General features: G+C 61.2%; 22 protein-coding genes. 19 read left to right on the top strand and 3 right to left on the bottom strand.

What is annotated here, in order from left to right; all coding sequences use genetic code 11:
• The first annotated feature begins 38 nt into the window (after nt 1-38).
• From H0921_RS15220 to H0921_RS15195, 6 genes are all read left to right on the top strand, one after another.
• Entirely contained in the window at nt 39-596 is a 558-nt protein-coding gene (locus H0921_RS15220) for a WD40 repeat domain-containing protein (protein ID WP_194539379.1), read from the top strand.
• A 167-nt stretch (nt 597-763) separates the two neighbouring features.
• The gene (locus tag H0921_RS15215; protein WP_194539378.1) at nt 764-1243 is read left to right on the top strand and encodes an acyl-CoA thioesterase; all 480 of its coding nucleotides are present in this window, start codon (nt 764-766) and stop codon (nt 1241-1243) included.
• Between the two features lie 158 nt (nt 1244-1401).
• Entirely contained in the window at nt 1402-2163 is a 762-nt protein-coding gene (locus tag H0921_RS15210; RefSeq protein WP_194539377.1) for a YqjF family protein, read from the top strand.
• Between the two features lie 469 nt (nt 2164-2632).
• On the top strand, nt 2633-2917 hold the full coding sequence (locus H0921_RS15205) for a hypothetical protein (protein ID WP_194539376.1): 285 nt from the start codon (nt 2633-2635) through the stop codon (nt 2915-2917).
• 983 nt (nt 2918-3900) lie between these two features.
• Entirely contained in the window at nt 3901-4461 is a 561-nt protein-coding gene (locus tag H0921_RS15200) for a hypothetical protein (RefSeq protein WP_194539375.1), read from the top strand.
• Between the two features lie 314 nt (nt 4462-4775).
• Entirely contained in the window at nt 4776-5264 is a 489-nt protein-coding gene (locus tag H0921_RS15195; RefSeq protein ID WP_194539374.1) for a hypothetical protein, read from the top strand.
• Nucleotides 5265-5518: 254 nt separating this feature from the next.
• Here H0921_RS15195 and H0921_RS15190 read toward each other — a convergent pair whose 3' ends face one another.
• Together H0921_RS15190 and H0921_RS15185 are read right to left on the bottom strand one after the other, a co-directional pair.
• Nucleotides 5519-5845, bottom strand: coding sequence for a hypothetical protein (locus tag H0921_RS15190; protein ID WP_194539373.1), 327 nt, complete (start codon nt 5843-5845; stop codon nt 5519-5521).
• Entirely contained in the window at nt 5802-6092 is a 291-nt protein-coding gene (locus H0921_RS15185; protein ID WP_194539372.1) for a hypothetical protein, read from the bottom strand. Before H0921_RS15185 ends, H0921_RS15190 begins: the two co-directional genes overlap by 44 nt.
• A gap of 87 nt (nt 6093-6179) precedes the next feature.
• Here H0921_RS15185 and H0921_RS15180 point away from each other — a divergent pair, with 87 nt between their 5' ends.
• The 13 genes from H0921_RS15180 (at nt 6180) to H0921_RS15120 (ending at nt 20724) form a co-directional block, all read left to right on the top strand.
• The gene (locus tag H0921_RS15180; RefSeq protein WP_194539371.1) at nt 6180-6413 is read left to right on the top strand and encodes a hypothetical protein; all 234 of its coding nucleotides are present in this window, start codon (nt 6180-6182) and stop codon (nt 6411-6413) included.
• 118 nt (nt 6414-6531) lie between these two features.
• Nucleotides 6532-7608 carry a DMP19 family protein gene (locus H0921_RS15175; protein WP_194539370.1) on the top strand — a complete coding sequence of 359 codons (1077 nt, stop codon included), beginning with the start codon at nt 6532-6534 and terminating at the stop codon, nt 7606-7608.
• 137 nt (nt 7609-7745) lie between these two features.
• Nucleotides 7746-8036, top strand: coding sequence for a hypothetical protein (locus H0921_RS15170; protein ID WP_194539369.1), 291 nt, complete (start codon nt 7746-7748; stop codon nt 8034-8036).
• A 117-nt stretch (nt 8037-8153) separates the two neighbouring features.
• Complete coding sequence (locus H0921_RS15165) at nt 8154-8684, top strand: hypothetical protein (protein WP_194539368.1); 531 nt, start codon at nt 8154-8156, stop codon at nt 8682-8684.
• Nucleotides 8685-8841: 157 nt separating this feature from the next.
• The gene (locus tag H0921_RS15160) at nt 8842-9309 is read left to right on the top strand and encodes a hypothetical protein (RefSeq protein ID WP_194539367.1); all 468 of its coding nucleotides are present in this window, start codon (nt 8842-8844) and stop codon (nt 9307-9309) included.
• Between the two features lie 20 nt (nt 9310-9329).
• A complete protein-coding gene (locus H0921_RS15155; protein ID WP_194539366.1) occupies nt 9330-9731 on the top strand; it encodes a hypothetical protein in 402 nt (133 codons plus the stop codon).
• A gap of 120 nt (nt 9732-9851) precedes the next feature.
• Nucleotides 9852-10163 carry a hypothetical protein gene (locus H0921_RS15150; RefSeq protein WP_194539365.1) on the top strand — a complete coding sequence of 104 codons (312 nt, stop codon included), beginning with the start codon at nt 9852-9854 and terminating at the stop codon, nt 10161-10163.
• Between the two features lie 69 nt (nt 10164-10232).
• Entirely contained in the window at nt 10233-10709 is a 477-nt protein-coding gene (locus H0921_RS15145) for a Clp protease N-terminal domain-containing protein (RefSeq protein ID WP_194539364.1), read from the top strand.
• Between the two features lie 357 nt (nt 10710-11066).
• The gene (locus H0921_RS15140; protein ID WP_194539363.1) at nt 11067-12455 is read left to right on the top strand and encodes an ATP-binding protein; all 1389 of its coding nucleotides are present in this window, start codon (nt 11067-11069) and stop codon (nt 12453-12455) included.
• A 513-nt stretch (nt 12456-12968) separates the two neighbouring features.
• Nucleotides 12969-14195, top strand: coding sequence for an FAD-binding oxidoreductase (locus H0921_RS15135; RefSeq protein WP_194539362.1), 1227 nt, complete (start codon nt 12969-12971; stop codon nt 14193-14195).
• A 182-nt stretch (nt 14196-14377) separates the two neighbouring features.
• A complete protein-coding gene (locus H0921_RS15130; protein WP_194539361.1) occupies nt 14378-15769 on the top strand; it encodes a (Fe-S)-binding protein in 1392 nt (463 codons plus the stop codon).
• A 774-nt stretch (nt 15770-16543) separates the two neighbouring features.
• Nucleotides 16544-17617: an efflux RND transporter periplasmic adaptor subunit gene (locus H0921_RS15125; RefSeq protein ID WP_194539360.1), complete on the top strand. Its 1074-nt coding sequence runs from the start codon at nt 16544-16546 to the stop codon at nt 17615-17617.
• Entirely contained in the window at nt 17614-20724 is a 3111-nt protein-coding gene (locus H0921_RS15120) for an efflux RND transporter permease subunit (protein WP_194539359.1), read from the top strand. Before H0921_RS15125 ends, H0921_RS15120 begins: the two co-directional genes overlap by 4 nt.
• A 75-nt stretch (nt 20725-20799) precedes the next feature.
• Here H0921_RS15120 and H0921_RS15115 read toward each other — a convergent pair whose 3' ends face one another.
• Complete coding sequence (locus H0921_RS15115) at nt 20800-23334, bottom strand: tetratricopeptide repeat protein (RefSeq protein ID WP_194539358.1); 2535 nt, start codon at nt 23332-23334, stop codon at nt 20800-20802.
• Nucleotides 23335-23691: the final 357 nt, after the last annotated feature.

The following is a 23691-nucleotide window of genomic DNA, read 5'->3' as shown; positions in this document are numbered from 1 at the left end:
AAGCTCTCTCGCGTCGGCCAAACAAACGGAGGTCTCCAATGGGTTCGCCAACTCGATTGCGGAATGCCACGAGTCCCAAACGCCCCTCGAATCGGCATGAGCTGAGTCGGCCTGGTGTCGGGCTGGTTGGCCTGGGACTGTTGATCCTGAGTTCCCCCTGGTTAGCCCAAGGTGTGAGCCAAGAGAAACCAACAACGAATCAAGAAGTCCGCCGCTTCGAGGGACACATCGGGGGGATCACCAGCGTGGCGTTTTCTCCCGATGGCCGCTCTGCCCTATCGGGAAGCTTGGACACGACGCTGCGGCTGTGGGACGTATCCACCGGGAAGGAAATCCGCCAATTCACCGGACACACTGATTGGGTCTTCAGCGTGGCCTTTTCTCCCGATGGCCGCTCTGCCCTGTCGGGAAGCAGGGACAAGACCCTGCGGCTGTGGGAGGTGGCCACGGGGAAGGAAATCCGCCGATTCACCGGACACACGAGTGGGGTCGAGAGCGTCGCCTTTTCCCCCGATGGCCGTTATGCCCTGTCAGGAAGCTCTGACAAGACGCTGCGCCTGTGGGCACTGCCGGAGGAAGTGTGGCTCAAAAAGTAGCCCATCGCAGAAGGTGGTCCGAAGAGGAGCGAGGCGGAAAGGTTTCGGCGGCGGAAGGCCAAGGCGGGGGTCCGTAGCGCAAGGCTGGCCCGTCAAGCTGCGGGGGGAGGCATCCAGCTCCGAGATCGCCTGGACCGAAGCGGCTGGGATGGCGTAGAACATCCTCCATGTTCGACGCTCTGTTGCAATCCTACCCGGTGGTGGTGGAGTGGGACGTGGCCTGGGGAGACATGGATGCCTATGGCCATGTCAACAACGTGGTCTACTTCCGCTATTTCGAGCAGGCGCGGATCGCCTATCTGGAGCGGATCGGCTGGCTGAAGCTCAAGGAGGAGCGGGGACTGGGGCCGATTGTGGCTTCCACGTCGGCGCGCTATCGCAAGGCCCTGGTCTATCCCGATCATCTTTGGATCGGGGCGAAGGCGGTGGAGGTGCTCAGCGATCGGGTCCGTTTCGTCTATCGGCTGGTGAGTCGGAAGCATCAGGCCCTGGCGGCGGAAGGGGAGGTGGTGGTGGTCAGCTACGACTATCACCGCGGGGAGAAGGTGCCGATCCCGGAGGCGATCCGTGCGGCGATCGCCGCGCTGGAAGCCGGCAGCACGACAGCGGAGCACCAGTCGAGGGCAAGCCCTTCAACCGAGCCGTGAAGCGATCCCGGAGGCGAACTGTGCGGCGAGCACGGCACGGCAAGCTGAGGGCGGGACCACGAGCGCATCTGGACTTCGTAGCTCACCAGACGAGCCGGTAGGCGGAACGGAGGCGCTCGGCGGCGCGATTCCCTGGCGTTGGCACGGAGCGGTGAACCATGAACCGACGGTTCCTCACGGCGGAATGGCGGTACTTGGCAATGCTCAACTTCGAAATCGATCCGGACCTCCTCCGCCCCTTTGTCCCCCCTGGCACCGAGCTGGATACGTGGCAAGGCAAGACGTTCATCAGCCTGGTGGGCTTCCGCTTTCTGCGCACTCGCCTCCTCGGCATCCCCATTCCATTCCACCGCAACTTTGAAGAGGTCAACCTGCGGTTTTACGTGCGTCGGCATGTCGGCGGGGAATCGCGGCGCGGCGTTGTGTTCGTCAAGGAGATCGTCCCGAAGTGGGCCATCGCTGTCGTCGCCCGCTGGGTGTACAACGAGAACTACGTTGCCTGCCCGATGGACTCCCACATTCAGCTACCGGACCCCGCGCGGGGACAGGGGGGCATTGTCGAATACAGTTGGGGAAAGGGCGCCGCCAGAAATACCCTGCAAGCGGAGTTCGCGGGGCTGCCGAGCTACCCGGTGGCAGGCTCCCTGGAGGAGTTCATTGTGGAGCATTACTGGGGTTACGTGTCTCAGCGTTCTGGAGCAGTGCTGGAGTACGGCGTGGAGCATCCGCCGTGGCGTGTCTGGAGGGCGACGGCGACCCGCTTGGAGTGCGACGTGGCGAATTGCTACGGCCGCCCGTTTGTCGAGGTCCTGGGGCAGGAGCCACGTTCGGCGCTCGTGGCGGAGGGATCGGCTGTGACGGTGTTCTGGGGCCGACAGCTCCCGCAGCAGACTGCGATGCCGTCGAACCCCGCACTGTAACCGACCAGGGCGGCAGATCAAAACCCCGGGCTGGCACCAGGACGACTGACACCGGAGGATCGAGACCCAACCCTGGCACCGAGAGGTTTGCTACCCCTGGCTGCACTGGGGCGGGCAGGAAATTCCAAAGACCGCTTGACGATTGACAACAGGTCGACGGGATGATACGCTGGTTAGATCAAGAATCGGAGGAGTTGTGCCAGGATTCGGTTCGGTAGTGTGACAGGTCGCACAACAGAAGGTAGTGGGACAGCACGCCCACCTGGAGGTGGGGGATAGCTTGCGTAGCCAAGGGTAGGGGGACAACTCGTCCAGCACTGCGAGAAAATCGCCGGCCCCATGAATCTCCGGGCAGGCGGTTCAATCCCTGAAGCGGACCGATCCCGCAGACGACGCGAGCGGAATTGATGGCGCGGGCACAATCGAATAAATCGAATCACCAGTTCGGCGCGGGAGGGGAGGGCAACCGATGCGACGTATTGATGCTTCTGTCGTGCGAGATGTCTTAGCCGAGCGCCAACATGCGGGGTATCGCGTTAATGAACGCTTGCTCACCGAGGTCAATCGACCGGAAGGGGAACTGTTCCTGATCCAGCTTGAGGACGAGGATAGCTTCCTATCCCTCATCTGGCAGGAGAGTGACCCAACCCGTCTGCTTACCCCCCCAGGACAACCGCGGACCTTGCGAGACGTGGCGAGACGGATGATTGAGGGGGGCATACGTTCGAGAAGCTCAATTGCGACCTCGGATTAGACCAGACACACCACCTCCCAGAGTGGTTCGAGCCGTGCGTTCGCATCAACTGCTCCTTCGACTACGCCTTCTCACCCTTTTGTTCCCCCTGCCCGCTCGCCTCCTCACCCCCCACGTCTCAAGTTCTCACTTTTTCCTGTTGACATCCTCACGTCAGTGAGATGGGATAACTGATAGGTGAAGATGCAGCCGAAACACTTGCAATCCACTACCAAGATTTTCATTCCTTGGGAGGGCGATTACGATATTATCCGGTCCAGAAAATGCTGGGGTAGGAGGATGTCAATAGGACAATGGTTTTAATCTACATGGTAAACTTAGATTTTGATCGGCGGAAGTCTGTTAGATTATCCGGCGATGCAGGCGATGGGAGATTACCAGCTTCCCCAATCCCGCAGCGGCAGAGCAGCGAAGTCCTCCTGAGCCAAGTAGGTGTTGTTCGATGCGCGCGGCCAGGTGCAAGCTAGTAGCGACCGCTTTGGATGGTAATGCCTGCAATGCTTAGTGGATGCGATGGGTCAGGCTAATCCCGAGTTCGGCGAGGAGATACGCGGATGGCAGCCGTTCTACACTGTCCTCGATGTCAGGCACGTCTGATCCTTGACGATGACCGAACTGAAGAGCGATTCCAGTGCCCGAAATGCGGGGTGACGATCAAGGTTCGGTTCTCTCGGTCGCCATCTCCTTCGCCTCCCCCAACTGCTCCCCCGAGCGAGCCAGTGGTGCCAGAAGTTCCCTTGTCGGACCCGACCACGCGGAGCATTATCTGTCCCTCCTGCAGCCGCCCGGCCGTGCTTCCGCAGCCATGGCCTCACCCCGCTTTCCTCTGCCCGCATTGCTACGCCACGGTCGTTCTTTCGGCCCCCTCTCCATCGCCGGAACCGGCGCCGGTCCCCCCCTTCACAATGGACAATCAGCCATCCGCACCAGCCTCCTCCTTCACGTTGGAGGATGAGCTGTCGATATCAAGGATCCGCCAGCGGATGGCTCGACGAAGAACCACAGCACCCACCAATCAAGCTTTAGCCGGAATCGGGGCCGCCATCCTGCTCATCGGCCTGTTTCTGCCTATGGTGAGCGCTGCCGGTTCCTGGCTCTCCTTCATCGATGTCACCTGGAAGGCTGCGACCCTCGGGCGGATCCTAGTGGAAACCGACGACGGAGCAAGACCACCCCAAGGACGTGGACTGCAACTCCAGGATGAATCGAACAGAAAATTGAGCCATCCAGAAATAGCATTGGTTGTCGTTGGAATTTTTGCGATTTTATATCCGATTTATACTTTCGTATTAGTTGCAATAACATTCTTTCAGATTTGTGTAGGTACGAGGCGGGGTGTTTATGCCCTCCTTGGCGGCTTAGCGCTGTTTGCCACAATTTTTTACGGGATTGCCCTCTATGCACTGAGCACGCATAAAGAGTTTGCCTTCTTTGCAGTGTTAGCGTCTCCGGGGTTTGGCTGGGCGGTGGTGTTGGTGGGTGCCGTGGTTTTGACCATAGCGGGCATGATCGAAGCTCAGCCGCCGATTCGCGGAATCCCCTGACGGCAAACTGGTGGGACGCCCCATAGCGCCGGGCATCGAGCTACCCCCAGGAGATCGTTCGGAAACGGCAACTTGCCCAGCACTGCGAGAAAATCGCCGGCCCCATGAATCTCCGGGCAGGCGGTTCAATCCCTGAAGCGGACCGATCCCGCAGACGGCTTGATCGAGTACCAACGGCTTGACCATAATCGATGTCGCCATCGTTGTCGTAGCACAAGTTCGGTAAGGGAAATGGGAATACGCTAGGATACGGTGCCCATACTGCCGCCGGGGTTCCACAAGTACCTACACTCAGTAGCTAGGGAGGCAATGCTATGTCAACTCTGTCACGGTGCCTCATACCGTTGGTCTGCATTAGCTGGATGGTGGTCGGCCCAACTTCCATGGCGAGGGCAGCCGATCCTGAGGTCAATTTCAAAATTGAGATGGGTTGGAGCGAGACAAAGTATATCTTCTCTCTAAACAAGGAAGCCGCAATTCGATTACGAGAGGCCCTGAATCGCGCGGATCCCAAGCTAATCGGTGATGCAATCGGTAATGCTTTAGCTGTCGCTATCCCGGATGTCCGTATCAAGATCGGTATCAAAATTCTAACCATGCTGGTGACCAACAACGTGGAGGCGTTCAGGCGGGCGCTGAACAAGGAGGGAGCCATCGGGCCAAATGGGATCACAATCACCCTGACGGCTAGTGGATGGCTTCCGATGTTGTTGTCCGGTTCGTTCTCTGGGAACCTACCGTTGCTCGATGTGGCGAATATCGCCATAAACCCCAGGTCATGGAGTATCGCGCCTCGCGAATGAGGTTGTCAATAGGAGGCCACTCCAGTGCTACGCCCGAATGGGGGGTGTACCTAGATTCTCTGGGGGTGGGGGCTGAACCCGCGAGGTGTTTCCCCAGACTAGCAGAGCTGCCCGGCAGGGAACTCCCAGAGAATTTGGTTGCACCCTCCTGCGAAGGGGACTGGAAGTACTCTGTTCCTAGCAAACGAATCGCGGCATAATAAACAACTGAAGCTTAGCCTGGTTGCCATCCCGGTTCGGGCCGCATGAAGACGTTACAGATGGCCCAACAGGTTAGCCTTGCCGTTATAGGCCCCGCACACCTTGCTCTGTTGCCATTCAAATCCACGCTCTCCACGCGGCTGCTGCTGCCGTCCTTGTGGGTCAGAACGGGATGGTGCTTGCCACACACGATGCCCTGGCCTAAGTAAAGGCCGTGGGCCTTGAGCAGCGAGGGAATAATTGCCGAGGTTCGCGTAGCCGCCCCAGATGTCGAATGCCTGCCCGCACCGCAGCATGATGCCTGCGACGATGGCGTTGTTCGAGCACGGACCCACTTTAGCGTTGTAAGGCGGACCGGGGCGGCGGGCAGGCTTTCTCAATGCTGTAGCTCCCGGAGTGGCACTGGGCAGACGAAGGGGGTCGTTCGGCTTCCGTCATCAGCCATCTGCGGGGAACGTCATGGACTATAAGGAATTCGATGTAGCAGCCAACAAAAATCTCTCGGACCGGTTGGCCGACTTGCTGCGAGAAGCCGGTATCCGGTTCGAGCAATGCACTGTGACGAATAGGGGAAGGCGGCCGTTGTATATCATCAGGGTCCACCCCCATGACCTCAAACGCGCTCATGACGTCCATGCCGAGGCGACAAGACGAGAAATGGAGGCCTTTGTTCGGACGCTCCGCTTTTGTCGCCGCCCCTTCAGCAACCAAGACATGCTATTGGCACTGGAGTCGAACGAGGCGGGATACTACGTCTCCGGTATCTATCATGGCGAGCCATTCGCTCCCACGCGGTATCGACTGGTCCGGGGCGGCTGGGATCACGAGCACTGCTATCTTTGCTGGGCGAAGGTGTTCCCAGGCGAGGAGTGGTGGGTGGCCCATCCCGCCAACTGCGAGGATGAAATTGGTCTGTGTTTGGATTGCTATGCGAGGCTGTTTGGCTGAGGAAGACATCGCACCCGGCGCGGCGGAGCAGCGGGGCGGCGGCGGGGGACGCCGTCGGGGATTCCGGCACTCCGCTCCTGGCGTAGAGGGGCGGCTGAACTTCATCATTCGGTGACCTATGGCGAAGTCTATCAAACAACTGTTAGCGGAAGCGGACAACTTCAAGTTATGTGACGGTGTGGTCACCCGCATCATCGAGTATCACGGCGACAACATCGACGTGTCGGCCCTGCGCCAAGAGGAACGCGTGGTGTTCCTCGTGTGGCAGGCAGCCGGCATCATTGGGAACGGCGGCTTCCGGTATCTGTTTGAGGGAAACTTCAAAGGTGATCCGTACTTCGCCTTGACTGCGGAGGCATTCCGAACGGTTGGCTGCCAGAAGGCTGCCGAGGCGGTGCAGAAGACCCTGGCCATCTTCCCCCATTCTCGGCCGCCTACCGATATTGACAAACGGCTGCGCTACTACCTCAAGCGGATCACCAGTTGGCCCACGGACATGGACATGCAGTTCTTCGAGGCCCAGGACGACCTCACCAACTGTCTGGCCCGCTACATTCGGTCCCATGCTGAGGCGTTCGCGCATCTGGACAGCCGCAAAAGCAGACAGCCGCCGAGGAAGTCTCCAGCCTCGGCGGAGGCGGCACCGCCCCGGACGAAGACCGGCCCGACCCTGGCGGACCTGCCCCGATGGGCGCGGGTTGCCTTTGCCGCCCACTGTGCGCGGCAAGTCTTGCCGTTGTTGGCCCAGCATTGGCCCGGAGTTCCTACGAAGCATTCCGAGGCCGTCCGGCGAGCTATTGAGTTGGCGGAGCAATCGGCTGAGGAAGGCCGGGCGGTTGAAGGTCTCCAAGATGCCGTCCGGCGAGCCATCCTCGTTGCCGGGGCGGCGCTGAGAGGCAGATCCGATTCTGCCCAGGGTGAATCGGGGCCAGAGAATGCCTATTCCGGGACCATCGCTTCGTACGTGGCCAAGGCGGCGGAGAAGGCGGCCGAAGCGGCGCAGGCCGATGCCGACGCGGCCCTGCAGGCCGCAGCGGAGGCGTGGATTTATGCGATAGACGCAGCGAGCTGGGCCGAAGACGAAAGCGTCGTGGCAAAGTTGCAGGAGGATTTCCACAAGCTTTATCGCACGGCCATCCGCGCCCAGTGGACCGATCAGACCAAGATACCGTCCGAGATTTGGTCGCTGCTGTAGCAGCGGAGCGGGGGTGTTTCATCAACGGTGTGACTATGAGGTGGCGCGTGCTAACTGTGGCTGCTATCCTGACCGCCGCGCTGGGGTGTAGCCGGTCGGCGATCCCAACCCCACCCCCCGCGAACGAGTCCGGCCGGATGGACGAGATCCGACAGGAGATCCTGCTGTCGGGGTTCGACCCGCTGGGCGAGCCGGTCCTCCGGGTGATGGCCGACGGCAGCGTGCAGGTCGTGTTCAACTTCATGCCCCCCTCCTACGTCCCGGACGAGCTTGGGTGGGGGCCGTTCGCGGACTTCGACCAGCAACTCGAGCGGGCGGTGGGCGTGCCGGTCTTGTGGGACGACCGGGAGGTGTTCATCATCCACCAGCCCAAGCCGGACACTGTCGAGCGTCTGCGGGCGTTCATCGAGGGCTACCGGGGCAAGTAAGGCAAACCGCAGCCGGCGCGGCGCGACGGACTGGGGCTGCGACATCGGTTCCGGGAGCTTGTAGCTCACCGGAGTGGTCCGGACTAAGGAGCGGGGACGTTCGGGTGGAAAGACACCATGGGTCTGCTCGCGAAGATATTCGGTGCCGTCTCGCGCGAAGAGATGCGAGGCATTTCACTTGATACAACCGGCCCGTACTGGGAACTGTCGGGGGCGACCGACTTCCCCTCGCTGTTGGAAGCCCTTGAGACGTTACTACCTCCGGGATGCGTTCTCTACTTCGAGGACGGCGGTCCTTCCGGGGAGCTGGCCCGTTTTCTGCGCGAACACGCGGTACCTGAGCGCGCACACCTCGCCTACGGGACGATTTGGCCAAGGCCGTTGATTTTTCATGTGCCAGCTACAGCAGACACGATCCGGCGGTTGGCGGAGTTGATGCGATCACGCCTCGCGGTTGAGCTGGCTGTCCATTTTCACGTTTACCGTGATCAAACCGTTCTGCTGGAATGGTATGATGCGTTTACCCAGCCGATGCGGCTCGCCGGTCTCTTCTCGGAAGATCAGGTTCGGCTCTTTGCCCAGCGATTGGGGATGGTGTACGAGAAGCGCGCGGGGAGCGGCGGTGGCCCGCCGGTGGCTCCAGCGTGACCCGCCGGAAGTGGGGCAGTTCTGACGATGAGCGACGATGAGCAGGGCTGGTCCAGTCCAGGGCAAGGGGATAGGGGTGGCGAGCCGAGTTGAGGCGTTCCCCGCGAGGCGGCTGAATCCTCTGAGGATGGGGCGGTAATGGAGGGCAGAGGCGCCCGTGCGTCTGCCGGTAGGCCGATGGCTGATCGACTGCGATCCGGACACGACCCGGCGCTGCTATGCTCAGCTTCCGGTGGGCACCGGCTGTTCCTGCCAGCAGTGCCGCAATTTCGACGCCGCCGCGGGCCGGACCTTTCCCCCGGAGTTTGTCCGCCTGCTCGACACTCTCGGCGTGGACCCGACCAAACCCGCGGAGCTGTGTCACTGGTGCCGCGAGCCGTCCGGCCTGTATCTGACGGGCGGTTGGTTTCACCTGGTCGGGTCGATCGTCGCGGGCAAGGACTTGGTGGAGTGGGTCAACAACGTCGGCTTAATGCGATTCGAGGAGTTGGTGCCGGGCTTGAAGTTCGGGTTCACATCCGACCTGGCGCTGGTGCGCGAGGTGTTCGCGGGTCTGCCGCTGGTGCAATTGGAGTTTGAGACGCGGGTGCCGTGGGTATTGGCCGAACCGGAACCAGAAGATTAGGCCGGGGCGGCATGTGGGGTATGATGCGTGGGTGGGAAGTCGAGCGCGCCGCTGGTGTTCCCGTTGGAGCGGAGCGTTCGGCGGCGGAGGCGGGCCATTCGGAGGATCACCCTATGCTCGGATTGATTCTCGGGGCGGCGATTCTGGGGATCATCATCACGGCGATGGAGGGAGGGGAATTTCCCGGCTGGGGCAAGATGATCCTTTGCGTACTCGCCGCCGTCATTCCCGCAGCGGTCCTCAACGCCGTCTTGCCCCCGGCGCTGTTTTTTGTGGGATTGATCGTGGGGGCTGCGTGCGCTACCGTGGCCATCATGTTGACTTGCGACATGGACCTCAAGCGGGCGGGGTTAGCAGCCGGCCTTTATCTGGTGATCCAGGTGGTCATCTCGCTGGCGCTGGGTGCCCTCGTCCGCTCGTGAGGCGCACCGCACCCGGCGCGGCGCGACGGACTGGGGCTGCAACATCGGTTCCGGGAGCTTGTAGCTCACCGGAGTGGTCCGGACTAAGGAGCGGGGACGTTCGGCGAGGAGGACAGGCCAATGGACGACGATGGGGCGATGATCGTTGTTGCGGCCCTCGCCATTGGCATGGTGCTGGTATTGGGTATCGGCGTGTTCCTCGTGGTCCGTGACACGGTCCGCAAGCGGGGTCGCTGGGGCATCAACCTCCAGCCAGTTCAGTGTCCTGCGTGTGGGACGCCGGCGCCGGTCATCCGCCGGCCGCGCAATTGGCGTCAGTTCTTGTGGGGTGGGTGCACTTGCGACGAGTGCGGCACTGAGTACGACAAGTGGGGTCAGAAGGTCCGCGGCCCAGATGACGAACCCAATACGGCGGCGGGCGGCGGCGGATAGGCTTTCCCAGGCTCATAGCTTTGGCAACCCCGCCGCGGAGCTGGAGTGTTCAGCGAGGGAGGGGGTGCGATGGACTGGTCCTCGCTCGTCTTCGCGCTTCGCTACAGCCTGAAGGGTTTCACCGACCGAGCGGTCAACGTCCTGGTCGCCGCACGGAGGCACGCGGTCCGCCGTGGCCATCAGGCCGTCACTCCCGAGCACGTGTTACTCGGCCTGGCAACGCTCGAAGCCGGTTGTGCCAACGCGGTGCTGCGGCGGCTTGGCGTGGACCTGCGGTGCGCCCTGGCGGAGATCACGGCGCTGGCCGAAGCGACTCCACGGGCGCCGTCGCCACGACGGCCGGTGCTCAGTCCCGAACTGGAGTGCGTCTTGGAGCAGGCCAAGAGGCAGGCCCAAGCCTGGGGGCATCGGCATGTGGGTACAGAACACTTGATCATGAGCTTATTGCTGGGCAGCCCTTGCCCCGCGGCCGATTACCTGCGCGGACTTGGAATCACAGCAGATCAGCTCCGTCAAGAGTGGCTGGCCATTTTCCGACGATCGTAAGTAGTCGGCCGCAGCCAGCGCGGCACGGGACGGGGCGGAGCGGCAGGTGGACTTTCTCAGGCGGGTCGGCTTGCTCAGACGTGCAGCTCCCCGGAGCGGCGGCGCAATGGTGTCGACTCGGAAGCTGGAGGGGGAATTGACTTCTCGTTCCGGTTGGACCTCGCCTCGGAATCCGTCCACAACCGCCTTGCACTGACCCAGATCAAGGGGCAAAATGGCGTTTGTGGGAAAGTTTCCAGCTTGTGGTTGAAGGGAAGGACAGGCCTCCTCCTGGAGATGGCCAGCCGGCGGCGGTCATAGATTCGTTCGGTCCGTTCGTAATGATTGTGGCACGTCTTCACCTTCGGAGGAAAACAGATGGCAATACGAACCTTTGACCTCAACATCGTGGAAGTTTTGGAGAATTGGGAAGTTGAACACGCCTTGCGAGAAGTCATCGCCAATGCGCTTGACGAGCAGGTCATCTCCCAAACTGCCGAGATAGAAATTTTTAAGGACAGTCAGGGCGCTTGGCATATTCGCGATTTTGGGCGTGGGCTGAAGATCGAGCACTTTACCCTGAATGAAAATGAAGAAAAACTCAATGCGCTTTCAGGGGTCATTGGCAAGTTCGGTGTTGGACTCAAGGATGCATTGGCGACTTTTCATCGCAGGGGGATCGGCGTCCTTATTCGTTCTCCATTCGGCACATTTCGCCTTAGACAAGAGCATAAGCATGGGTTTAGTGACATTGTGACCCTTCATGTGGAGTATGATGACTCGCCCAACAACATGCACGGTACAGAGTTTATTTTGCATGGTGTGACCGACGTAGATATGGCGAAGGCCAAATCACTCTTTCTGAGATTCTCTAACGAAGAAATCTTGGAAACAACTACTTACGGCCAAATCCTACGGCGTAAAGAAGGGAGCGCGGCCCGCATATACATCTTGGGGGTGTTTGCTAGCGAGGAACCTAATTTTCTTTTCTCATACAACATCACCAGTTTGACTGACTCCATGAAAAAGAAACTCAATCGCGAAAGGTTAAATGTGGGCAGGACCACTTACGCCGATAGAGTAAAAGCCATCCTCAAGAGTGCAAAAAGTAAAACAATTGAAGATATACTTGTCGACCAAGTGGAAAAGCGTGCAACGGGAGACCAAAGCGACGAGATGGGGTGGATTGAAATCAGTCAAATGGCTCTTAACCTCATGCACCAACGACGAAAGGTGGTTTATTTCACGGAGCAGGAAGTTCAATCAATGCCCAACATCCTCGATAATGCTAAGTTGGATGGCTATGAAGTTATCGTTATCACCGATCAGCAAAAATCCAAGCTGCAATCCCAAATTGAGGCGGGTGGACTACGGGTTCGGATTCTCGAAGAGTATGTCCGAGAATATAATGATAGTTTTGAGTATAAGTTTGTTGACCTCCATCAATTGACGCCAGAAGAACGCCGCATCTACGATTTTACGCCGAAGATACTCGCGCTTGTCGGTCTGACTCCCGATCGAGTCCCCCCAATACGAATTTCCGAAACCATGAGAGTGACCACTGATGACACCGAAGGAATATGGGACCCGTCTATTCATGCTATCGTAATTAGGCGCAGAAAGCTTTCCTCTCTCAGGGACTATGCGGCAACTCTCTTACATGAGGTTGCACATGCAACTACAAATACAGTTGATGCAACACGGGAATTTGAACGTGTACTAACAGATTATTTGGGGCAAACGTCGGTAGCGGCCATTGGAAATTGAGCAATCATGGTCTTGATCCTTGAAATCCAAAAGGCGATACAACAAGCGCATCCAACCGACAGCTGCTTCGCTCCCTCCCTTCTTAGTAGCTGACGCCCGTGCCGTTCGGCGGCGGGTGGATGGCGGTTCGTCATCTCGACTTGATCTCACTAGCTGTGCTCCTCGTCTGTCCCCTAGCGGTGGTGCTCTGGTGGCGCCCTCAACGATCGTACAGCTCCGGCGTTCATACTGGATCACCTTTCACTTCAGCCTTGATTGACGGCTTAAACCAGAAATTCCCGTCCCCATAGCGTGCGGCAGTCGAGAACGCCGCGGTGCGATGTTGTTCCTGAGAAAGATAGATGTCGGTCTCTCAGGAAAGGCAGGCGGAAGTCCGGTGGCCCAACGTGGCGTGGTGGAGAAGGATTCGTACAACACCAGCAGCAGGAGGAAGAGTTAGACGGTGGCACGGAGGGAGGACAGGATCGGGGTTTGGAAGGGGAAACGGAGACGGGTCTGGAAGCGGAGGGGGCTGTGAGCGGGGGTCTGGAAGCGGAGGGGGCTGTGAGCGGGAGTTGGGAGGCGGCGCAGCAGCCGTGCCCGGTGGTGGTGCCGGGGAGCGTGAGTGAGGCCGGGGAGTTGATCCGGGCGGCGCGGAGCCGGGGCGAGGGGGTTTTTCCCCGCGGGGGTGGAACGCAGCAGGAGCTGGGCTATCCGCCCTTGCGGCGCGGCACCATCGTGGAGACAACGGCCTGGCAGCAGGTCGTGGATTATCCGTCCCGCGATTTGACGATCACGGTGCAAGCGGGGATCCCGCTGGGGCAGCTTCAGGCGGTGCTGGGGCAGGAGGGGCAGTGGCTGCCGGTGGATACGCCCCAGGGGCCGCGCGCGACCCTGGGCGGGGCGTTGGCGGCGAACACGAGCGGTCCGCGGCGCTATGGTTACGGCACGTGGCGGGACTATGTCATCGGCATCCGCTTCCTCAGTGACGACGGGGTGGAAGTGCAAGGGGGCGGGCGGGTCGTCAAAAACGTGGCGGGTTACGACCTGATGAAGCTGCACATCGGCGCCCTAGGGACCCTGGGGCTGATCACGCAGGTGACGCTCAAGGTGCGTCCTCGGCCGGAATGCTCGGCGGCGCGCGTCTTCGGCTGCGCGGACGAACACCTGGGGCCGATGCTCGATGCGCTCCACGGGAGTGCGACGCGACCGGTGGCGGTGGAAGCCCTGAGCCGGGAGACCTGGGAGGCGATGGCGCTGCCGCCAGACCGTCCGGAGGCGCCGTGGCTGGTGGCGGTCGGCTACGAGGAGAAAGCGGTGACGGTGCGCTGGCAGTGGCAGAAGCTGGAGGAGGAATTACGCCAGGCGGGGCTTCCCGCGGAGGGGGTCGAAGTGGCGGACCCGGCGGGATTGTGGCAGCGGCTCACGGATTGGCCCAGCGCTTCGCCCCGGCCCGTGGTGGAGAAGGTGCGCTGCCGACCTAGCCAGATGGCGGAGGTCCTGCGGCAGGCGGCCCAGGAGGGCGATTGGGTCCACGCCCACGCGCTCAGCGGCATCCTCTGGCGGCACCGGCTCGCCCTACCGGAGAACCACGGTCCCCCCGGGGGCATCCTCTGGCGTGCCCCGCTGGCCGGCAAACGCGGACGCTGGCTCTGGGGTGCCGACCCCCCCGCCGACACCTGGACCTTCCTGCGGGAACTCAAGCGCACCCTGGACCCGGACAACGTCTTCAACCCCGGCCGGCTCTTCGGCGACCTGTAAGATGAGAAAGGGAACGGACGCCGCCCCGCCTTCCTTCCCCCGGATCGAGAGCACCCCAGCGGCGGGCTGGTGCGGGACCGGAACGTGAAAGCCGAGATGCAGCTATGGTGACAGCGACTTGTCCAACACTTCCGACAGCAGCAGACGCCGGGAAAGCCCCGGAAATTCCTACAGGCGGCGACATGACAGCCGGGCGTCATCCCTTGCCGGTCGTCACGGCTGCCCACGGCGGACCAGCGCGCTTGCAGCCCCATCTGGATTACGAACTGGTGCTCGACTGCGTGCATTGCGGCCTGTGCACGGCCAGTTGCCCAACGTATGTGGAAACCGGTCATGAGGCGGACTCGCCCCGCGGCCGGATTTACCTGATGCGCCAGGTCCTCGACGGCGTGCTCCCCTGGGATGCCGATGTGGAACGGCACCTCGACCTGTGCCTGAACTGCCGCGCCTGCGAAACAGCCTGCCCCTCCGGCGTCCAGTATGGCCGCATTCTCGAACCCTTCCGCCTGGCCATCGCCGAACGCTTCCCCGGCCGAGCCGTACGCACCCTCACCCCCTGGCAGCGCTGGCTCCTCTTCCACGTCTTCCCCTACCGCTGGCGGAACCGCCTCCTGCTCGCCCCGGCCCGCCTGCTCCAATGGACCGGCCTGGACCGCCTCCTGGACCGCCTGGGACTGGTCCGCCTCCTCCCCCGCTCCCTGCAAACCCTGCGGGCCATGCTCCCGCCCCTGGAGCCACATTACGGCGAACTGCCGGAAGTGCTCGAACCGATCGGGCCGCGCCGGGCGAGAGTCGCCCTGTTCCTCGGTTGCGTCGCCGATGCCCTCTATCCGCAGACGAACTACGCCACGGCCCGCGTGCTGCAAGCCAATGGGTGCGAAGTGTGGATTCCCCGAGGCCAAACCTGCTGCGGGGCGCTGCACTACCACGCCGCGGAGGAAGCCGCCGCTCAGCAGTTCGCCGCCGCCAACTGCCAGGTCTTCGGCGCGGAACAGGCCGACCGCTTCGCAGAGCTAGACGCCATCATCACCAACGCCGCCGGCTGCGGGGCGCAACTGAAGGACTACGCCCACCTGCTGCACTCCACCCCCTGGGCCGAAGCCGCCGCCCGCTTCCAAAGCAAAGTCCGCGATGTCCACGAATTCCTGGCCGAACTCGGTCTTCGACCGCCGCGCTACCCCCTGCCCCTGCGCGCCACCTACCATGACGCCTGCCACCTGCGCCACGCCCAGCAGATCGCCCGCCCGCCCCGCGCCCTCTTGGAACAAATCCCCCAACTGGAACTCGTCCCCCTCGCGGAAAGCGAACTCTGCTGCGGGGCTGCTGGCAGCTACAACCTGACCCAGCCGGAAATGGCCGCCCGCCTCGGCGATCGCAAAGCTCAGCGCATCCTCGCCACCGGCGCCCAGGCCGTCTTCACCGGCAACGTCGGCTGCCTCATGCAGATCACCCGCCACCTCCGCGCCGCCGGCGCCTCCCTCTGGATCGCCCACCCCCTGGACGCCCTCTGGATCGCCTACTCCGGTGACTACCCGGAGTCACTCACCCCCTTCCTGCCTTCCTCCCGTCCCTAATCTTTCTGCCCCCAAAGCCGCTGCCCGGCTCCCAAGCCGCTTGCTCCCGCACCGCTCCCTTTCCTCCCGCACACGGCCCCGCAGGAGGCAGGACAGCCTGGGAGATTGCAACGTTTCCGCCTGTTGGCTTTGGGTTTTTGGCTTTTGGCTCCTGGCTCCTGGCTTTTGGCTTTTGGCTTTTGGCTTTTGGCTCCTGGCTCCTGGCTTTTGGCTTTTGGCTTTTGGCTTTTGGCTTTTGGCTTTTGGCTCCTGGCTTTTGGCTTTTGGCTCCTGGCTACTAGCTTTTGGCTCCTGGCTCCTGGCATTCCTAGGCGTTCCGCAACTTTCGATTAGCTCGCTGGCTCAAGCGCAGGCGACGAACTGGTGCAGGCGACAGATCACGAACAGCGATACGCACGACTCCAAAGCACGATAACTCTCAAGATAACAAATTACGAACAGCGATACGCACGATTCCAAAGCACGATAACTCTCAGGACAATAGATCACAGACGGAGATACGTACGACTCCAAAGTATGGATGACTGATGCGATCAAAAAACGGAGCTGAGATAGGCCGTGGGGGCAAATGTCGGGAAACTTGCGATTCCCTACAAAAAATAGGGCTGGTACGATGAGGCTGTCCAATAAGCCAGTGGGTGCATCATGATGCTTTCTTCGTCCCCGCCCTCAGCGCCGACGGTTTCACCGTCCCCATCCACCTCCGTGCGATGGAGCAGGCTGTGGTCGTGGCTGCAATTTGTTCTGGCGTTAGCCGGCTCGATAACCTTCCTCGTGTATTTGCTGACGAACCCTCTGGAACCGCCGACGGAACCGGTCAAACGGGTCGCTCCCCCGCCGGAAGTCGTCACCATCCGGGGGCCGAACTGCATTCACATCGCACCGGGCAGCCTCTTGGCCCAAAAAATCGAGGTGGTTCCGGTACGCAAGGTGGTGCTCAGCGAGCCGATCCTGACCGTCACGGGGCGTGTGGTGGCGAGCTTGCGTCCAGGCAATGGCAAAGGGCGAGACTTCTGGCAGTTCGACTCCAACGAGATGTTGACCGCCTACACCGACTGGCAAAAAGCCATCGCCGACATTGCGTTCAACGAGCGGCAATTGGAGTTGGTCCAGCAATTGGCCCAAGCCCGGCTGGAGGCGCAGCGTCAAGTCGTCCGGCGTTTGGAAAAGCTGGTGGAAGCGGGGACCGATGCGGTCAACAACCTGGCCGTCGAGCGGGCGCAGTTGCTCCAGATGGAAATTAGCGAACGGCGGGAAATTCACCAGGCGGAAATCGCCCTCCACGCTTCCCGACGCGAGGAAGCCATTCAAGTCCGCCGCTTGCAACAGACGGGTTTGGACCCGGAGTTGCTCCGCTCCGCCGCTTCCGACATCGACATTGTGCTGGCCGAAGTGCCGGAGGGATGGCTCCATCAGATCAAGATCGGCCAGGGGTGCAGGGCGCGGTTTTTTGGCTTGCCCAAAGAAACGTTTACGGGCCGGGTCAAGCGGATTGCGCCGATGCTCTCGGCGGAGCGGCGCCTGCTGCGGGTGCTGTTCACCATCGATGATCCCGCGGACAAGCTGCGCCCTGGCATGTTTGCGGAGATCGGCCTGGGCACGGACCCACGCGAGTCGTTGCTCGTTCCCGCCGAAGCCGTCCTCCACATAGGCCGCTCGGACTACGTTCTGGTAGCCGGGGAGGACAACACCTGGCTGGTCACGGAAGTCCAGCTTGGCGAACCGTATGGTAACGACATCCAGGTCCTCTCTGGGGTGGCAGAAGGAATGCGGGTGATCGGCCAGAAAACCATTTTGTTCAAGCCGCTGGCGATCCGCGCTCTGCAACTGGGGGAGAGCCAACCGTGATCGCCTCGTTGATCGCCAGTGCCCTCCGTTGGCGATGGGTGGTGCTGATTTTGGCTGCTGCCGTCTGCGGGGCCGGCTGGTACTCCTTTCGGCATCAACCGATCGACGCCTACCCCGATATTTCCGCCCAGATGGTCCAGGTGATCACGGTGTATCCGGGCCGCGCTCCGGAGGAAGTCGAGCGGCAAGTCACCGTACCCATCGAGACGGCTATGCGGACGGTGCCGAAGGTCGAGACGATCCGCTCGCGGACCATTTTCGGCTTATCGGTGGTGCAATTGATCTTCGAGGAGGGAACGGAAAGTTACTGGGCGCGGGCCCGCGTGCAGGAGAGGCTCGCCACCGTCTCCTTGCCCGAAGGAGCCGAAGCAGAGCTGGGACCGCTGGCAACCGCCTACGGAGAAGTCTATCGCTATGAACTGGTTTCGGATGGCAGCCACAGCCTAATGGAGCTCCGCGAGCTAAACGATTGGGTGGTTATTCCCCGGCTGTTGCGGGTACCCGGCGTGGCGGAGGTGACGAACTTTGGCGGCTTGGAGAAACAGTATTCGGTGACGTTTCGCCCGGCGGACCTTGACCGTTTCGGCCTGACCCTCCAGGATGTGATCGAAGCCATCCAATCGAACAATGCCTCGGCAGGCGGCAGCTTGCTCCAGCGGGGCAGCATGTCGTTTGTGATCCGCGGCAGCGGGGCGATCCAGTCGTTACAGGACATCGAGAAAATTTTTGTCAAGTCGGTGCGTGGGATTCCGATTTATCTGCGGGACGTGGCGGCTGTCGACCTGGATTACCGCCCGCCATCGGGCATTTTCAGCAAGGATTATCACGATGAAGGGGTGGAAGGGATTGTCCTGCTGCGCAAGGGAGAGAATCCTTCGCGCGTCCTGTCCCAGATCAACGCCGCCGTTGAAGAGTTGAATACCGCCTTGCTGCCGCCGGGGGTGCGCGTGGCTCCCTTCTACGACCGCCAATATCTGGTGGATGCGACGCTCCATACGGTCACCCATAGCGTCCTGCTGGGCATCACTTTGGTGGTGCTGGTGTTGCTGCTGTTTTTGGGTCGTCCGGCGATGGCCGCCCTGGTGGCCCTGACCATCCCCTTTGCCCTGCTGTTTGCCTTCATTTTGATGTATCTGACGGGCATTCCGATTGGTTTGCTTTCGATCGGCGCGATTGATTTTGGGGTCATTGTCGATGGTGCGGTGATCATGGCGGAGCATATCGCCCGACGGCTGGGGGAGGCGCGACAACGGGGTGACAGCCGCCCGGTCCCCCGCCTGGTACTCGAGGCCGCCTTGGAGATGGAACGGCCCATCTTCTTTTCCGTGCTCATCATCCTGGTGGCGTATCTGCCGCTGCTGTCCCTGTCCCGCATCGAAGGGCTGCTCTTCCGCCCGATGGCCCTGACGATGGTGTTCGCGCTGCTGGGAGCCTTGCTCTTCGCCTTGTTCGTCGTGCCGGTGTTGGCCAGCCTGATCTTTCGCCGGGGATACGACGAATGGGAGAACCCACTGCTCGCCCTAGCGCGCCCGATCTACGAGCGCTTACTCCGGGCCTTTCTGGGTGCGCGCTGGCTGGTGCTGGCCGGCGTGGTCTGCGGCCTGGCCACCGTGGCCGGGCACATACTTCCCCGCCTCGGCACCGAGTTTCTGCCCTACCTGGACGAAGGCGTCATCTGGGTGCGGGCCAACTTCCCGGAAGGCACATCGCTGCGGCAATCCAGCGAATATGGCCGGCGCATCCGGGAAGTCGTCCTGGAGTTTCCCGACGTCCACTTCATCACCGTGCAGGCCGGCCGCAACGACTCCGGCACCGACCCCTTCCCCCCCAGCCGGCTCGAAATCCTCATCGGCCCCAAACCCCGCGAGCACTGGACGCAATTCCGCAGCAAACACGACCTGGTCGCCGCCATCGGCCAACGCCTCCGCGAAGAATTCCCCACCACACGCTTCAACTTCACCCAGCCCATCATCGACAGCGTCACCGAAGACACCAACGGCACCTCCGCCAATCTGGCCATCGAGTTCTCCGGCCCCGACCTGGCCATACTCCTGAAGCTGGCCCAGCAAACCGCCGACCTCATCCGCACCATCCCCGGCGCCCAGGATGTCAACATCGAACAGGAAGGACCGCAACCCCAACTGGTCATCACGCCGGACCGCCAACGCTGCGCCCAGCACAACGTCCGCATCGAAGATGTGACCGACCTGATCAATATCGCCCTGGGCGGAGAACCAATCGGCACCGTCTACGAGGGCGAACGCCGCTTCCACATTGTGGCCAAAGTCGACCGCGAAGTCGCCAACTCCCCCCTCGCCATCGGACGCCTGCCCGTGTACACCCCCGATGGACTACCGGTGCCCCTCAATCAAGTCGCCCGCATCGAACTGGTCGATGGCCAAACTATCATCGCCCGCGAAAATGGCCGCCGCCGCCTCACCGTCCGTTGCGACATCGTGGGACGTGATCAGGGCGGCTTCGTCAAAGAAGCCCAGCGACACTTCGACGACACCATCCGGCCGCTGCTGCCCCCGGGCTACCGCGTCGCCTGGCTGGGCATGTTCGAAAACCTCGAACGCGCCCGCCAACACTTCCTCTACCTCATCCCACTCACCATCCTTTTGATCCTCCTCCTGCTCATCATCACCTTCCGCTCCCTCACCTCCGCCATCCTCGTGATTGCCGGCATCCCCTTCGCCTCCCTCGGGGCCATCATCGCCCTGGACCTACGCCACATGCACATCAACGTCTCCACCGGAGTCGGCTTCTGCGCCCTCTTCGGCATCGCCATGATGGACGGCGTGCTCATGGTCCGCGGCATCAACCTCCTCCGGGAAGCCGGCCTCGACCTCAAAACTGCCATCCTCACCGGAGCACAACAACGCTTACGCCCCATCCTCATCACCGCCATCGTCGCCATCTTCGGCCTCTTGCCCGCATCACTCGCCACCGGCCTCGGCTCCGATGTCCAACGCCCCCTGGCCACCGTCATCGTCTGGGGCCTCTTCAGTGCCATGCTCTTGACACTCTTCGTGCTTCCCGTCCTCTACTACCTCCTGCCCCCACACATAACCCCCGGCCCATCCTCCCCATCCCCAGGGCATTGAACGCCGCAACCCCCAACTCTCCGCCTCCAATCGCAACACCCCCCAGCCCCTTCGAGCAAGGGACCAACCCCCCGCCTAGCGGCTCCCCTCCTGCAAACGCCGCAAGGCCGCCTCCGCTTCCCACACCAGCGGGTGCCCCTCAAAACCCGTCACCGCCTTGTAATGCTGCATCGCCCGCACCCAGTCCCCCAGCGCCTCATAACAGCGCGCAATCTGATACAGCGTGTCCGCCCCGCTCTTGTAATACTCCTTGTACTGAAGGTAACAGTGCAACGCATTCTCCGGCTTGTTCAGCTCCTCCAGATAAAGCTGCCCCAAAAGCTTCGTCGCCAAATACCACGCCTCCTCCTCCGCTCCGCTCCCTTTCTCGCTCTCGTAGTGGATGTCTTCGAGAAGTTTCAGGCCCTCCTCCCGCTGCCCCCGCCGCAACAACACCCGCGCCTGCACCAGCCGCACCGCATTACTCTGCGGACGCATCAACGCCGCCAACTGCGCCAAATGCGCCGCCCAGTCCAAAAGCTCCACGCTCGCTTGCTGAGCATTGAGCACCGCCGTCGCCTTGCGCACGCAGTAATCGACATCGAACCATGGCGCCACCTTCTCGCGCACCTCTTCGAGACGCTTAGAATCAAGTGAATAGTAGAATGTATCCTTCTTCCGCAACAAATCCGCGTCGCTCTTATCATAAGTTAACGCTGTTTCTACCATGAGTAATCCATTGAGTGGATCGCCGATCTGTCCGTACAACTCGGCCAGCTTGCGATACGTCTCCAGCGCCGCCGTCCCTCCGTCTTCCAAATACCGCCGCCAATAACTGATGGCGCGGGCATAATCCTGCTGCCGCTCCGCCTCCTGGGCCAGCCGTTGCAAGGCCGCCAAATAATGCCGGTACTGCTCTTCGCTCAGCCGCCGCGGGCCAATCTGCTGCGCAACTTGACAGGCCATCGTCAGCGCCCGCTGGGCATTCTCCGCTTCCCCGTCCTTCTCGTAAGAATCGGCCAATTGGACATACAGCCCCACCGCCCGCCCCGCCAGACCCCGCGCGGCAATGCGGAGCAATTCCCGCCCCCGCTCCCGCCGCTGCCGTTCAGGATCGTCCAACAGCGCCTGCCCAAGCTGTGCTGTCAATTCATAGTCAAAATCCTGGGGCACCTCGCCCTCGGGCGACACCGCCGCGATGAATTCGCTCTCCGTCAACTCCGCGTACAACTCGCGCTTGAGCTGCCGGGCCGACTCATTCTGCGGTTCACGCCGCAAGCGCCGCTCCACCGCTGCGATCGCCTCCATCCGCCGCCCCGGCTGCCGCAGCGCCGCCTGGCCCACCTCCGCCATCCGCGGATGCAGCCGCAATGCCAGCTCCCACGCCTCAAACAACACCTCCTGCCGCACCGCCGGATCATATCCCGCCGACGGGTCCAGCAGCCGCGCCAGCCGCGCCGCCGCCGCCTCGTAATCCTTCCGGTGCAAATCCGCCAGCGTCCGCAAATAATCCACCCGCGCCTGCAACCGCGGCTGCTTCTGCTCCACCAACGCCAGAAAATCCTCCGCCTCCCGCATCTGCTCCGCCGTCGGCGGGTGCATCAAAAGGGCACCCGCCCGATCCAAACACAAACCATAATCCACCACCCGCGCCAGCTCCGCATCCGCTGCAATCACCGCCGGCGTCAACCGCCGATGCAAACGAATCATCCCCTCCAGCGCCCACCGACTGCGCGGATCCAACTTCAACGCCCGCCGGAAAAAACCCAACGCTACCCGCAACTGCCCAATATGCATATAACTATAACCACGCAACACATGCTTGAATACACGCAACGGCGGAAGCAAAAAAACCGCATAAACATAGTAAATCAACAAAGGAACCAAAAACGAAGTTGCACCTCCCATACCGGGTATCTGTTGCCCAAATCCCAAGAGATGTAATGATGCTCCCAATGTAGCACATAATGCCATAATCTCCACTTCTGACTCCTCCGCTTCTCCACAAAATGACAATATGTAGAAAAAGGGTATTCCTAACATGAGATGAATACCAAGATACCACCGGCTCCAGGGGGAATCCAACGCCTCCAACCGCTGGAGGAAGGCCACCGCCACATAGGCCAACGCCGCCGCCAGGACCAGCCCCAGCCACAGCCGCCAGCGCGGCTCCTCCGTCTGCCGCAGCCGATAAAACCCATAACCTAACAGCAATCCCCCAGCAATACAATAACTCAACCACTCGGAACTGGGAAAACTGTGGCGGATGTCCTCAAAACTGCTGCCCAACCGCTCCACCAGCGGTCCCACCCAGCCCTCCGCCGCCGGATTCCCCGAATACACACTAATCACCACACCCATCAATATGCCTGTATATATAAACGTCGGACTCTCTAATAAAACAAATATCGGAAACGCTAACCAATTCCTCCACGGACGTATTCCCCGAATTACCTGCCAAAGAGAAGCCAGTAAAAATACAACAACAAATGCTATCACCATCCAACTCGTCGTCCAGACAATTTTTACCCAAAGATCAGCCTCTTCCTGTGGCACTTGCAATGCCAGAAATACCCACAAACCCAGATACAATCCCTTGAGAAGGTATTCATAAATTTCCCATCGTGTCATAGCAGTGTCACCCTATTGCTCGATGTTCACAGGATGGGTCGGGAACGCCGGGAGATCGGCGGCAGACCGCGGTGCGCTTCCCCTCCAAAACCGGTAGATCGGCAGGCGAGAGGTGCAGCGCCGGGAGTTCTCACTCGCTGAACCAGATGTTCATGTTTTATCCGCCCGCGCCCCGCCGAACAGAGGCCGTCCGCCCCAGCGCTTCTCGACAGGAGCTTTTCACTTCCTCCCTCTCCCCCACGGGAAGGACTGGGGGCAGCTTTCCCCCCTTCCCGTGGGCCGGAAGGGTGGAGCCGGCATGCGCGAGGATGAGGGGAAGGGCAAATCCCGCTGCTGGACTCCAAAATCCGCCCGCTC

The organism is Thermogemmata fonticola (genome assembly GCF_013694095.1).
Classification (GTDB): domain Bacteria; phylum Planctomycetota; class Planctomycetia; order Gemmatales; family Gemmataceae; genus Thermogemmata; species Thermogemmata fonticola.
This window is presented reverse-complemented; position numbering and strand designations above follow the sequence as displayed.